Source organism: Xenorhabdus ishibashii, from assembly GCF_002632755.1.
Classification (GTDB): domain Bacteria; phylum Pseudomonadota; class Gammaproteobacteria; order Enterobacterales; family Enterobacteriaceae; genus Xenorhabdus; species Xenorhabdus ishibashii.
Genome location: NZ_NJAK01000001.1, coordinates 2,512,021 through 2,525,524, shown reverse-complemented (window position 1 = coordinate 2,525,524; position 13,504 = coordinate 2,512,021). Strand labels below are relative to the sequence as shown.

General features: G+C 42.6%; 11 protein-coding genes and 1 pseudogene. 5 read left to right on the top strand and 7 right to left on the bottom strand.

All coding sequences use genetic code 11. The annotated features are described in order from the left end of the window. Positions 1 to 15: 15 nt before the first annotated feature. From Xish_RS11985 to Xish_RS11960, 6 genes are all read right to left on the bottom strand, one after another. Positions 16 to 480, bottom strand: coding sequence for a group II truncated hemoglobin (locus tag Xish_RS11985; protein WP_099118060.1), 465 nt, complete (start codon positions 478 to 480; stop codon positions 16 to 18). 72 nt (positions 481 to 552) lie between these two features. Further along, positions 553 to 1,422, bottom strand: a complete 870-nt coding sequence (locus Xish_RS11980; protein WP_099118059.1) for a GNAT family N-acetyltransferase — start codon at positions 1,420 to 1,422, stop codon at positions 553 to 555. Between the two features lie 36 nt (positions 1,423 to 1,458). Then, entirely contained in the window at positions 1,459 to 2,595 is a 1,137-nt protein-coding gene (locus tag Xish_RS11975) for an acyl-CoA dehydrogenase family protein (protein WP_099118058.1), read from the bottom strand. 2 nt (positions 2,596 to 2,597) lie between these two features. Next, complete coding sequence (locus tag Xish_RS11970; RefSeq protein ID WP_099118057.1) at positions 2,598 to 3,347, bottom strand: thioesterase II family protein; 750 nt, start codon at positions 3,345 to 3,347, stop codon at positions 2,598 to 2,600. Further along, the gene (locus tag Xish_RS11965) at positions 3,337 to 4,986 is read right to left on the bottom strand and encodes a GMC family oxidoreductase (protein WP_099118056.1); all 1,650 of its coding nucleotides are present in this window, start codon (positions 4,984 to 4,986) and stop codon (positions 3,337 to 3,339) included. The genes Xish_RS11970 and Xish_RS11965 overlap by 11 nt, the downstream gene beginning before the upstream one ends. Then, complete coding sequence (locus tag Xish_RS11960) at positions 4,983 to 8,402, bottom strand: non-ribosomal peptide synthetase (protein ID WP_099118055.1); 3,420 nt, start codon at positions 8,400 to 8,402, stop codon at positions 4,983 to 4,985. Before Xish_RS11960 ends, Xish_RS11965 begins: the two co-directional genes overlap by 4 nt. 888 nt (positions 8,403 to 9,290) lie before the next feature. Between Xish_RS11960 and trxA the strand changes: the two genes are divergently transcribed. From trxA to Xish_RS18635, 3 genes are all read left to right on the top strand, one after another. Further along, positions 9,291 to 9,611, top strand: a complete 321-nt coding sequence (gene trxA, locus Xish_RS11955; protein WP_099118054.1) for a thioredoxin — start codon at positions 9,291 to 9,293, stop codon at positions 9,609 to 9,611. Positions 9,612 to 9,705: 94 nt separating this feature from the next. After that, positions 9,706 to 9,846 (top strand): FAD-binding protein, encoded by a 141-nt coding sequence (locus Xish_RS19395; RefSeq protein ID WP_425274996.1) that lies wholly within the window; start codon positions 9,706 to 9,708, stop codon positions 9,844 to 9,846. After that, positions 9,833 to 9,970 carry a hypothetical protein gene (locus Xish_RS18635; protein ID WP_167383266.1) on the top strand — a complete coding sequence of 46 codons (138 nt, stop codon included), beginning with the start codon at positions 9,833 to 9,835 and terminating at the stop codon, positions 9,968 to 9,970. Before Xish_RS19395 ends, Xish_RS18635 begins: the two co-directional genes overlap by 14 nt. 64 nt (positions 9,971 to 10,034) lie before the next feature. Here Xish_RS18635 and Xish_RS19140 read toward each other — a convergent pair whose 3' ends face one another. Then, the gene (locus Xish_RS19140; protein ID WP_279625623.1) at positions 10,035 to 10,160 is read right to left on the bottom strand and encodes a hypothetical protein; all 126 of its coding nucleotides are present in this window, start codon (positions 10,158 to 10,160) and stop codon (positions 10,035 to 10,037) included. Between the two features lie 351 nt (positions 10,161 to 10,511). Between Xish_RS19140 and Xish_RS11945 the strand changes: the two are divergent. Both Xish_RS11945 and Xish_RS11940 read left to right on the top strand, forming a co-directional pair. Then, a pseudogene (locus Xish_RS11945) lies at positions 10,512 to 11,885 on the top strand (PTS transporter subunit EIIC); the annotation flags it as partial. A gap of 83 nt (positions 11,886 to 11,968) precedes the next feature. Further along, positions 11,969 to 13,369 carry a glycoside hydrolase family 1 protein gene (locus tag Xish_RS11940; protein WP_099118051.1) on the top strand — a complete coding sequence of 467 codons (1,401 nt, stop codon included), beginning with the start codon at positions 11,969 to 11,971 and terminating at the stop codon, positions 13,367 to 13,369. Positions 13,370 to 13,504: the final 135 nt, after the last annotated feature.

Below are 13,504 nucleotides of genomic sequence, written 5' to 3'. Positions count from 1 at the left end.
AAGTTTTTGTAAAAATCAGGGAGTTCCTGGAGGAGCTTCTCCCCATCCCCATTTAGGTACGGTTTCTCGACGTGAAGGGGCGGCATTGGGTTGAGAATTGGCCTCAGCCCTGCGTGAACCCCATTCGATGTAACCGGCGAATGCTGCGCGAAATTCAGGATCAGAAGGTAAGCCGATTTCATCAGCAGATTCCATCAACAACTCTACCCATCTCTTTCTTTGTTCAGGTTGGATGCTTCTGCCTCTGTGACGGCTTATCATAACTTTGAAGCCACCACGATCTTTGGTATAGCGATTTTCTCCACCGAGTACTTCTTCCAACCACATGGCGACGTGACCAGGGTGATCGGATTTCATATTTTTAAACAGCGGAGCAAGTAGTTCATCTTTTTCAACCTTGGCGTAAAAGGTGTCCATGAGTTTCATGAGCACCTCACGGCCTCCCATCCATTCAAATAAGGTCGGTGTTTCATTTGCCATAACATAACCTCTCATATGAATATATTTATTGATGATGTTGCGACTCAGGTAACGGCTATTTGTTGATACCCATTACCCTAACTCCAAAGACGCAATGGCCTTGACCTTATCCAGCCGCCCCTTTGGTATGAGATTGCCTTTGTACATTCTGTATGTGTTAAATAGCCCCCTTAGCCCATATTCGTTAGCCAATTGGAGAAATTCGTTGTTATCAGTTTCTGGAACATCGGCCGATACAGGTAAACCATCAGGGATCTGAGCGAATGCGGTAAGAGCTAATGTTTCAACAACTTCAGCGTTATCAGCGAGAAAAGGGCCTATTCGGTAGCCATTTTGAGATCGCCTTATACCAATGACACCGGAAATCCCTGTTCTGGAATAAGTACAAAATCCATAACGTTCTTTTCCCCAGAACCAATTAGCAAGTAATGCCTCTCGATAAACACCAGTGCATTCAGCATCATATTTAATGACTTCATCAATATTGGCTGGCGTAATCAGAATAGCGCCCGCTGGTGGAGTGATTTTTTGCTTGATAAGTCCAGAAAGCCGGACATTACGGTAATGGATGGCAAATCCTCTTTTTTCGTAGAGCTGCGTTCTATCCCAGTTACCATCACAGCCAATTGTGCGGTGTTTTGCATAGTCCATCCCCCGTTTCCATATTTTTCCGGCGCAAACATGATTGCGGAATTCGGGTTTTATGATGAAATTGCCACCGAACGAATAAAAATCTGAATAATTCACTATCGACATTGATGCGATGGGTTGAGCACCACGATAAGCAATAAAAAAAGCCTCTGGATCTACCTTAAAGAAACAGGCTGCATCATCCACATTCATATCCCAGTTTTCGGCATTTGCCCAATTAAGAATGATAGAGTTCCATTGACTGACGTTGACGGATTGAATGAGACACGACTTACTGTTCATCTTATTCATAACCAATATATCCTCTCCACCCGCGTGTACTATGCTTTAAAGTCCAATCGATTTGCTGATGATTTCTTGCAGCACTTCACTGGTTCCACCGTAAATAGTTTGGGCGCGGCTATTCAGCCAATTCTTGCCAGCAATGGAATCGCGCATGTAACCCAAGCCGCCGTGCAATTGCAGGCAACGATCTGCCACTTTCATTTGCAGTTCGGTCGTCCACCACTTGATGCGGGCGGCATCTACTAAACTGAAAAGCCCCTGATTAAAGAGATCGATAGCGTTATCCAGGTAGATTCGGGCAATTTTTACTTCGGTATCTAATTGCGCAAGAATAAAACGGTTGTATTGGAAGGAGCCGATCGGTTGATTGAAGGCTGTTCTTTCTTTCACATATTCCAGTGTGCCCTGCAATATATGTTCTGCACTGGCAACCGCCACGGTTGAGATGCTGAGGCGTTCACGAGGCATTGCTGACATAAAGTAATAGTTACCGAGGTTTTCACGGCCAATCAGATTAGTGACAGGAACCTTACAGTCATGGAAAAAGAGTTCAGCCGTGTCGCTGCCATTCCAGCCAATTTTCTTTAATGGCTCTCCTCTGGTGAATCCGGCCATATCCCGTTCTATTGCCAGTAAACTGATCCCCTGGCCTTGTTGCCCCTCTTCTGTTTTCACCGCGACAACGATCAGATCTGCATTGATACCATTGGTGATGTAAGTTTTGCCGCCATTAACCAGATAGTAATCACCTTGCCGTTTAGCCACAGTTTTGATGTCTGCTGTATTGGAGCCTCCACTCGCCTCCGTCATGGCAATGGCTGCAACTCGTTTTCCACTACACAATTCTGGCAGCCATCTTTTTTTCTGTTCCTGATTACCGAGGGCAAAAATGTAGCTGGCAACAATATCATTGTGAGCAACGATGCCTGGTACAGTGATGCCTGCTTTGATGAGTTCTTCTGTCAGAATGACCGCAAACCGATAGTCGTTTTTACCCAGTCCACCAAACTCAGGGCTGACACTCATACCTAATAATCCTGACTGGCCTAATTTCTCCCAAAAGGTGCGTTCAACCAGCCCATTCTCTTCCCACTTTTGGTGCTCAGGGGCAATTTCACGCTCAAGGAATTCACGACAGGATTTCCGGTAATTATCAAAATTATCAATCTCAATACGCATATTTACTCCAGATTCTTTGTCAGTCTATTTGCTTGAGTTAGCAATATTTGTCTGATGACATCCCAGTGGTGGTACACAGCAAAGTGATCCCCTTCAATATGGATGAGTGAAATATCGTCAGAGGTGTAATTTTTCCAGTCTTCCATGTCTGCCAAAGTGACATAACTGTCTTGAGTGGCGGAAATCAGCACCAGTGGATAATTCACCTGTATATTGGCAAGCCGGGGAAATTGACTGCGTATCAGGTAATCATTGCGCAGTTGCCGGATAATGGGTTTTATCAGCGCAGGTTCGTTCAAGATTGCTGCGGGCGTTCCTTGATCCGCTTTGGTTTTCTGAATCAATTGTTCATCTGTCCATTTATGCCGTTCATCGTTGGGTTGACGATGGGGAGGAACAGAACTGGATACCACGCCAAATAAAGGAGAAGTGCCATAGTTTTTCATGATCGCCTGACCTACAGCGATACTTAGCACGCCACCAAAGCTATGACCAAAAGTGATCCATTCCGTGATACCTTGTGCTTGTTTCTGCTGGAAATCAGCCCAAATATCTGATGCCAGTCGTTCAATCAGGGCCTCAAGATCGTGAATTTCAGGCTCTTTAGCCAGATAACCACGACCAGGGATCGCAACGGGTTGTAAGATCGCAGACTGAGTGACCATGAGATCAGTTAGCCAAGGGCGATAAATTGCTGTTGTTGCTCCTGCATGGGGAAAGGCATAAATCACCCGTCTGCAATTAGTTACCATTTGTCCTCCGCTCGCTGGTGGCTTCTCTCTCTATTAAAAAACTGACAATGCGTTCAGCCGTCATAATGGTTGTCAGATTCGTTGGCATAGAGGGAATGGTGGGGAATAGAGAAGCGTCAGCAACTGTCACCCCCGTAATGCCATGTACTCGGCCATCTTCTTGCGTGGCGCTATCAGGGTCATCATGGGCACCCATTCTGAGCGTTCCAGACGCATGCCAGCCTGGATTAACCAGGTTTTTGATTGCACTGGTCATGATTTCATCGTTATAAATCATGGAGTCAGACCAAAATTGGATGCCATCAAGGAAGGTATCCACTTTCGTGTGGCGTAAAACCTGCCAAATTTTACGTACTCCCCCGACGAGGCGTGCGATATCTGATGGGGAACGGGTCAATGGCAGATCAATTTGCGGTAATACCGTGGGCGTGGCGGAATTGATGAAAACCCGTCCTTGAATCTCTGGGCGCATCAACATGACGGAAGCGCCAACCAGCATTGGATAAGCAACGCGATCTCTGAACCCCGGTACGGTGTCACTGGCGACATTGTTCAGCAAGCCAATTTGCACATCGACTTTTTCGTCATAATCACTTCTAATGCGGGCAGCAATTTGCCGCCACGGTAGTCCTGTGGTACAGACACCAGCTTTAGGCAGTGCCCAGAGCACCACCGAAGCATGGTCAGTTAGATTTTTGCCAACGGCGGGGACTTGCGCAACAACAGGGATACCTAATCGGCTCAGGTGTTCTGGATCACCCACGCCTGAGCGCTGTAATAATGTTGCTGAGCCAATTGCGCCAGCGCAGAGAACAATTTGTCTGGCCTGATAAACCTGCTCTTCTCCCGCCTGAATGATCCTTACCCCTGAGGCGACCGTGCCGTTAAAAACGATCTCCGTGACCTGGGCATCTGTCATCACATGCAGATTTTCTCTATTCAGGACAGGTTCAAGGTATGAACGATAAACATCGACTCGTTCTGCGCCGTTAACAACATTAGCGGGCACAGGGCCGACGGCGGGATCTTCACCGATATTGAGATCATCGACGTAAGGTACACCAAATTGTTCGCAGGCATGGGCAAAAGCCATATCAAGTGGATGTATCTCGCTATTTTTCGGTCTGCGCAGACACATTGGTCCCTGTGAACCGTGGTTATCATTACCGATATAATCAATATCATTCTCCAAATGCTTAAACCACGGCAGAACTTGTTCCCAAGACCAATTAGGGCAACCCATTTGAGTCCACTTATCAAAATCGCTCGGAAATCCTCGCAGGGCAATAGCACCATTGACGGCGGAGGAACCCCCAAGGACTTTCCCCACGCGATAATTGAACGGCTTGCGCTCTTTGTGTTTGCGAGTTTGCTGTTTGTTATTTTGCCCATAAGCAGGAGAAGCCATAAGAGCGGCGAACTGATCATCATTGCGCACATTGGCTTCGTAATCCCAGTTATATCCTTCCAGCACCAGCCTTGACGCATCTCTGAGTGGACTGACAGGGTTGTGTACATCAGATGCGTGGCCCGCTTCGATCAGCAGTACGGACTTCGTGCTATTTTCAGACAAGCGAGAGGCTGCCACGCATCCTGCTGAACCACCGCCTACCACGATATAATCATATGCTTTGGTCATAGCTCATTCACCGCTTGAGATTGGACGATGGTTTCGATGATGCGAGAGAAAGACTGAATATTAGAATTCATGAACAGCCCTTCGATGATGTCCTGTTCACCAACTGGGGTAATATTAAATTCCTGTCTCAGTGCACTCAGTAAACCAACGGCATGGAGTGAATCACCGCCAATATCAAAAAAGCCATCAGTGACATCAAAATCATCGTGTTGAAGTTGTGCTTGCCAGAGTTTCAGGATCTTCGCTTCGATCTCATTAGCGGGTGCAACCGGAGCATCTGCATGTTCTTCGGAATCAGACCAGGGAATAGGCAGCGCTTTACGGTCAATTTTTCCATTACTGGTTAATGGCATATGGGGTAATAAGATGTAATAACTGGGCACCATATAAGAGGGCAAGGTTTTGCGGGCTATTTCCCTCAATTGATCCTGAAAATGGGTCGGCTCATCCAATGTTTCTAGCGCCTCAGGCACAACATAGGAAACGATATGTCGTTGTCCGGTTTTAGCATGAACGGGAGCATCAATGACGACATGGCTGGCATTTTTGTGAGCCAGAAGGCAGGCTTCAATTTCACCTAATTCAATGCGATAGCCATTGATTTTTACCTGATTATCTTCGCGCCCTAAAATTTCTATTAAACCATCGGCAATATATCGTCCTAAATCTCCTGTTCTGTACAGCCGTTCACCTGTGACGGGATGGGTAATAAAGCGTAGTGCCGTTTTTTCTGCATCACCCAAATAACCTTGAGTCACTCCGTCTCCACCAATATAGAGTTCTCCGGTTACCCATTTGGGGCAGGGAAGAAGCCAGTTATTCAAAACATGGAAAGTTTGATTTGCCAGCGGCTTGCCATAAGGAATGCTTTTCCAGTTTTTATCAATTTTTTCAATTGGATAGTGTATCGACCAGATAGAGCCTTCCGTCGCTCCACCGAGACTCATGATCGCAGTATTTGGCAAACTTTCCCGAATACGTTCAGGGAGATCGACCGGTATCCAGTCTCCGCTCATAAGGATTAGCCTTAATTGGGTTTCGGATAGTGCAGAACCATTTCTGTCTACCAATACTTTCACGGGAGCAGGAACACTATTCCAGATCGTAATTTGATGTTTGATCAGCATGTCTAGCCAGACTTTGGGGTCATTAGCCGTTTCTGGCATGGAAAAAATCACCTTTCCTCCTACACCTAATAGCCCGAAATAGTCATAGACAGACAAATCAAACCCGGCAGGCGCGATAGACAACACAACATCTTTTTCTGTTATCTGGAATTTATGGTTAATATCAAATACGGTATTGGCGGCATTACGGTGGGAAGCCATTACCCCTTTCGGCTCTCCTGTTGAACCAGAGGTAAAGATGACATAGGCTAAATCGTCTAATCCTTGCTCTGAAGATATGGAAGACCAACGTGCCGTAGTCACTTGCTCTGTATCCATCGCCTTGGGTATAGAACACTCATCCAGATTGATACGAAGTAAATGTGTAAATTCATCATGTGCAAAAACAGTACTGTCAGTGATAATTCCTTTGGCTGAACAGCGGTTGAGCAAACTCATCCGACGTTCCGCAGGAAGCTGAGGATCAATGGCTACGTAGGCCGCACCTGACATAAGAACACCCAATAAGCCAATAACTAATTCTGGGCTTTGTGGCAGGGAAACAGCGACAATATCATTGGGATGAATTGGAACAGAGGCTCGGAGTTGTTGTGCTACTGCATAGGCTCTGTTGGCCATTTCTGCATAGGTAATTTGTTTTTCGCCCTGAATAAGCGCAATTGCATTGGGAAATTTGCCAGCAGCCTGCAAAATCATCTCATGCAGTAGTTTGAGATCAAATTCGGTATCCGTTGCATTGGCTTTCGTTCTTTCCATTAAATCTGAGGCAGGCAATTTCACCCGTGGTGTGTTTTCATCCCATACTGAATCGTCTTCTGCACAAGTCGTTATCAGCGCCAGATACGCATCCAACATGGTTTCCACCATGCCATCAGGGAATAGTTCATTGACTGTATTCCAGTTAATTTGCACAAGATCATCAACACGAACAATCTGGTTTTCTAACCAGACTTGTGGGGTTTGATTACTGCTATAAACTTGGTTCGCTTCCGTCCAACCGGGATCTGTCACGACATTATCCAAATTAGCCGTCAGGGTATTGCTAAATACTACGGGGGCGGTTGCTGCTCGGTTGCCATGATTTCGGCGGGTCAGCTCTCTTAAAACTTGAACGCCATTGTAAGAACAGTGCCAGCGGTTCGTCATCAAATCAGTCTGGATTTGTACCAAACGATCATTGAGGCTTTCTTCTCCTGTTCCTCCAATTCCCAGTAACATGGGTTGCAGGAAATTGCCGACAACATTTTCAATGCCATCAAAATAGGGGCGACGTCCAAATTGCGTGACAGTCAGTGTAAAAATTTGACGTTTCGACCATTGACGAAGCACTTCTGCGTACATACCGAGAAGTATCGTTTCCAATGTTAATTTGCGTAATTCCGCTTTTTTTCTAAGCGCTAATAATGTTTCAGCAGGAATTTTTCGGCTATAGCGTTTGAATACAGGTGGAGATATTATCTCTGGCGCATTTTTTAATGGTAATTCCGGCGGTTGGGGCAAATGTTCTAGTTGTTGTTCCCAATAAGTTTTATCGCGTAATCCTTGTGGCTGTCCCTGTAGATAACGTTCTAATTTGATATAATTGGGGAAATTTATATTGTCAGGTAGAGCAGGAAGCTTATGGCCTTGATAAACTTGCCACCAGTCACGTAATACCAAACGGACACTATGAATATCGACAAACATCAGGTCGAAATAAATATGCAGACGGGTAATATCATCATTAAGTATTGTTGCCCGTATATCGAATGTAGGTGCTTTATCGACCGGTAATAATTGCATTTCCATTTCCTGTCGAAGTTTTGCCAGCATATTATCTTTTTCTGACTCTGACCACTTTCTACAATCCTGAATAGGAATGATGTAATTTAATGGCGTGGGCAGAATTCGCTGTTGTCCATCTAACGATAAAGTTGCCCTTAACATAGGGTGATATTCAATGATTTTGTTTAATGCATCATTTAATAAATTGATATCTAATGAATTAATATCTAATTCAGTATATAGACAACTGGTTAATCCTCCTAGTTCCAGTCTGGGGTTACGCCCAATTAAATAGGCATATTGAATATCGGTTAATGGAAAATCTTCTGTCTCAATCGTATCTTCTTGTAGCGTTACAGGAATGATAATATTTATTAATGGCAATCTGTTTTGAAGTATTCCATTAACCTGCTTTTTCAAATTTGATAGCTCTACTTCTAAGTTTTTATTTTCTGGTTTATATAATTCAGGGGAGTTAGAAGTTTCTAATCCGCACTCTTGTAGTGCCTGAAGAAAATTTTGCATGCATTATCCCTTGTATTTGATTGATAAGTTAACTTATGTTTTTCTGAGGTTGTTTTTTATCTTTGAAATAAAATAGTGCTGGGAATAGGTTGGAATTCTTAACAAAGAATATTTTTACAATTCACCAGTTTATTTTTGTGAAAATAAACATCATTTACTATCAAATTAATATATTGACTCGTGAGTTTAAAATAAAAACAGTGCATATTCAGACGCCTCATTAATCTTAGTAAGATGTTTAGTTTTATTGACTGGTTTGCTTTCACGCAAAAATAACATGTTTATAACTAAATGTAATATCAAATAATAATATTTTATTAACGATTATTGTTATGTGAAATATATGGATACTGATCAAATTCAAATTGGCAGTCGCATAATAATTCCTGACGCATAACCAAGTTGTTAATCTCCTGTAGGCAAATTAATAACTTTAAGGCAACATATCATTGAGTTATTTTTTTATTTTTTAATAGTTATTACATGAAATCATTGTGTTTATGATTAGCAGATCCTCCATTGGATTTTTCTCTGGTTAAAGTTATCAATCGGAATTTATCTGATTGATTTTTTTATCATTATGTTTATCCAATATCGAATGAATAAATTTTTTGTGATTTATTTTAAGTATTTCAATAACTTATTGTTATTAATTGATAGACTATACCTATCTTTCTGATAGGAAAAGATCTATTGATCTAACTATAATATTCAATATAATAATTGAATTAAGGGTGTTCGAGTATTCTGAGTTAGCAATTATCTTTTACATGGATTCATAAAATGAGTGTTCCAATATCAAAGTTAACAAATATACATGCGCATACCCCCACATTTCATTTATAAGCTGTATTTTAGCAACTTAAAAATTTTTACTGAGGATTCAATATGAATACATTAATTGAATTAACCGAAGATAATTTTAGTAGTGTAGTCAGTTCTAAAGGGATCTGTGTTGTTAGATTCTGGGCACCGTGGTGTGGACCGTGTCGTGCGGTAGCTCCAACATTTAATCAATTATCGATTGATATGAAAGATAGTGCTATTTTCGGGGAAATCAATATTGATGATGCCAATAATATCGCTATGAAATATGGCATTCGCAGCATACCAACGACATTAGTATATAAAGATGGGCAACCTGTAGATTCTCTTGTTGGTGTCGCTTCATTATCACAATTTAAGAATATGGTTTCTCAACATTTGTAGTTCAGGTTGAGTTAAATTTGAGGAGCCTGCCTTACCTAACAGTCCAACCCAATATCATAATTTGCTTTTAATTAGTAAAACAAAGGAGCATTTAATGCCTGTTTATGCGAAAGTATTAATTATAGGAACTGGTTCTGCTGGGTATACTGCTGCGATATATGCAGCCAGGGCAGGTCTTTATCCTGTAGTTTGTCTCCGGTTTGAAACTGGGTGGGCAATTAATGAATACCACTGATATTGAGAATTGGTCAGGAGGGACAACAGGCCCTGAACTGATGTCAAGAATGGATAAGCATGCGAAAGAGTTTATTCCAGAAGTCATTAATGACCATATAGTTTCAATTGATTTTCTGGATTAGCCTAATAAGTGGTTGTTTTATGGCTATAGGTCATAATCCGAATACAGTTTTTTTGCAAAATAAATTAAAGCTGAATAATGCTAAATCGATTCCTGTCAGATATATCTTTGCCATCTAAAAGTGAAAAGAATGTCTCAATATCTTCCAATAACTGCCTAATATCTGGAATAATTTTCTCTTCATTTTTCACTTCGAATATATCCTGTATGTAAATACTATCCCCTAAAGCCCAGCCATCATGTGCTCTGAATCGTCTCAAGCCCGTCGGTTTAAAAAAGGATTTTCGGGTTGGAAAGAGGCCGGAATGAGAATTGAGACAAAGTCTTAATAAATATCTAGCGATCACAATCACATTTTTTCTGATCGAAAATTGAGCTGGCATTAAAAGTAAATAAAATCAAAAACGGATTGTTACTGCGTAGATAGGAAAAACCTGGCATCGGCTTTCTCCACGGTATAGAGACTGACGTTGTCAGGTTTTTTTCATCTGTAGCCAATAGATTTTGCAAGCACAGGCAGTGCGGAAAACGAGGGAAGTGGCATGACATACCTGATATTGACCCAAGAAATCATTGCAGGTGTTGGTGGTAAAGAAAATATTGTCAGTCTCGTTCATTGTGCGACTCGGCTGCGTTTTAAACTACGAGATCGTACACTCGCCGATATCAATAAACTAAAAGCCCATCCTGATATCATTACAGTTGTCGAAAGTGGAGGACAATTTCAGGTTGTGATTGGTAATCAAGTCAAAGAGGTATATCAGGTTATTCAACAAGTGTTGGCATCTTCTGATGAAACATCCTCAAGGCCAGATCCAACTGGCAAGCGAGATAATTTATTTAACCATTTTATCGATATTATTTCGGGTATCTTTACCCCATTCTTAGGTGTAATGGCAGCTTCTGGGATCTTAAAAGGCTTGCTTGCAGTTGCCATTACATTTCATTGGCTGACATCTGACAGCGGTACTTATCGTATTTGGTATGCAGCCAGTGACTCGCTGTTTTACTTTTTTCCTTTATTACTTGGCTATACTGCGGGTAAAAAATTTGGGGGTAATCCATTTATTACAATGGGAATTGGCGGAGCCTTGGTACATCCCATGATCATCTCTGTTTTCGAGGGATCGATGGTTGCTGGCAGCGTAACTGAATACTTTATGGGGATCCCTCTCTCATTTTTGAATTATAGCTCTTCTGTGATCCCAATTATTTTTGCCTCTTGGATAAGTTGTAAAATCGAGAAAAAATTAGATGCACACCTGCCTGCCACTATCAAAACTTTTATTACCCCCCTTGTCTGTCTGATGTTGATTGTTCCGCTCGTGTTTATTGTTATTGGGCCAGTGGCTACATGGTTAAGTCACTCATTGGCTTATGGCTATCAAACCGTATATGGATTTGCTCCGGTTCTGGCAGGAGCCATTATGGGCGCAATCTGGCAAATCTGTGTCATCTTTGGTCTGCACTGGGGATTCGTACCCATTATAATCAATAATTTAACTGTTTTGGGGTACGATACTTTAACCCCGCTGTTGTTGCCTGCCGTCATGGGGCAAACGGGAGCGGCATTAGGCGTTTTTTTACGTACCCGCGATGCTAAATTAAAAATGCTATCAGGCTCTGCGACTACCGCAGGTATATTTGGTATCACTGAACCCGCCGTTTATGGGGTGACCCTACCTTACCGGCGGCCGTTTATCTTTGGCTGTATTGCTGGTGCGATGGGAGGCTCTGTTATTGGTTATTGCCAAAGTGCCGTCTACTCAATGGGACTGAGTAATATTTTTACCTTCACACAAATGATCCCGTCATCAGGAATCGATAATACCGTATGGGGGGCAATGATTGGCACATTGCTGGCATTTATTATTGCGACCATTTTGACGTGGATGTTTGGTCTGCCTGCTGTTACCAATCCGCCTACAGAAGACAATACCGATAAAAACCAGTCTGAATTCCCACAAGCCTTTTAAATGTCCATGAGAGGAGGGTTTGCATGAAACAGTTTCCAACGCATTTTTTATGGGGAGGCGCAATTGCTGCCAATCAAGTTGAAGGTGCTTATTTGACGGATGGAAAAGGTCTTTCCACTTCAGATGTTTTGCCGCAGGGGATTATTGGCCCTGTTGTTGAACGTGATCCTTCGGATGAAACGTTATATCTCAAAGATATTGCTATCGATTTCTATCACCGTTACCCCGAAGATATCGCCTTGTTTGCAGAAATGGGATTTAAATGCTTACGTACCTCCATTGCCTGGAGCCGGATTTTTCCGCATGGGGATGAAAATCAACCCAATGAAGCGGGATTGGCATTTTATGATAGGTTGTTCGACGAAATGACCAAATATGGCATTCAACCTTTGATTACATTATCTCACTATGAAATGCCGTGGACGTTAGTCAAAAAATATGGCGGGTGGGGGGATCGCAGACTGATCGTATTTTTTGAACACTACGCGCGCACGGTATTGACTCGCTACCAGAGTAAGGTGAAGTTATGGCTGACATTTAATGAAATCAATATGTCGCTGCATGAACCGCTGACAGGTGTCGGACTGCCGAGAAACAGCACTCAGTCAGAGATCTATCAGGCTATTCACCATCAATTGGTTGCCAGCGCTAAGGTAGTGAAATTGTGCCGAGAAATCATTCCTGATGCCCGGATCGGTAATATGTTGCTTGGTGGTTTGATGTATCCATTAACCTGTAAACCAGAAGATGTATTGGCAACACTTCAGCAAAATCAAAAGTGGTTGTTTTTTGGCGATGTCCAAAGCCGTGGGAATTATCCTGGCTATATGTTGCGTTATTTTCGTGAGAATGGCATTGAACTTACTATTACAGAACAAGATAGGCATGATCTGAAAAATACCGTCGATTTTATCTCATTTAGTTATTACATGAGCGGTTGTACAACCGCAGATGAAGCGGAATACCAGAAACAACGGGGCAATATCCTGAATATGGTGGCTAATCCTTATTTGCCTAGTTCAGAATGGGGTTGGCAGATAGATCCCCTTGGTTTGCGCACTATATTGAATTTACTGTGGGATCGCTATCAGAAACCCTTGTTTATTGTTGAAAATGGCTTGGGTGCGAAAGATACACTGGAAACGGATGGCAGTATTCGGGATGACTATCGTATTCAATACCTTAAAGAGCACCTTATCCAGGTCAGAGAAGCGATTGAAGATGGTGTGGATATTATGGGCTATACCAGTTGGGGGCCGATTGATTTGGTCAGTGCTTCAAAAGGGGAAATAACCAAACGTTACGGTTATATCTATGTTGATCAAAATGAACAGGGGACAGGTACGTTGGAACGACGTCGTAAGAAGAGCTTTTATTGGTATAGGCAGGTGATTGCCACCAATGGCAGTAGCTTGAGTGAATGATTCTATTCTTGATTCATAAGGTTCTGAGTCTGTTCAGAACCTTTATGGCCTTCAATTATTGATAGCAAAAATCAGTATGTGGACTTTTAACGACGTGCAGATAAAGGTGCTGTTGCGGGGTTGCGGTAGAGCAGA

Coding starts and splice junctions, on each gene's coding strand:
- Xish_RS18635 (WP_167383266.1), top strand. CDS start 9,833: ATGAATACCACTGATATTGAGAATTGGTCAGGAGGGACAACAGGCCCT.
- Xish_RS11975 (WP_099118058.1), bottom strand. CDS start 2,595: ATGCGTATTGAGATTGATAATTTTGATAATTACCGGAAATCCTGTCGT.
- Xish_RS11965 (WP_099118056.1), bottom strand. CDS start 4,986: ATGACCAAAGCATATGATTATATCGTGGTAGGCGGTGGTTCAGCAGGA.
- Xish_RS11980 (WP_099118059.1), bottom strand. CDS start 1,422: ATGAATAAGATGAACAGTAAGTCGTGTCTCATTCAATCCGTCAACGTC.
- Xish_RS19395 (WP_425274996.1), top strand. CDS start 9,706: ATGCCTGTTTATGCGAAAGTATTAATTATAGGAACTGGTTCTGCTGGG.
- Xish_RS11960 (WP_099118055.1), bottom strand. CDS start 8,402: ATGCAAAATTTTCTTCAGGCACTACAAGAGTGCGGATTAGAAACTTCT.
- Xish_RS11940 (WP_099118051.1), top strand. CDS start 11,969: ATGAAACAGTTTCCAACGCATTTTTTATGGGGAGGCGCAATTGCTGCC.
- Xish_RS11970 (WP_099118057.1), bottom strand. CDS start 3,347: ATGGTAACTAATTGCAGACGGGTGATTTATGCCTTTCCCCATGCAGGA.
- Xish_RS11985 (WP_099118060.1), bottom strand. CDS start 480: ATGGCAAATGAAACACCGACCTTATTTGAATGGATGGGAGGCCGTGAG.
- trxA (WP_099118054.1), top strand. CDS start 9,291: ATGAATACATTAATTGAATTAACCGAAGATAATTTTAGTAGTGTAGTC.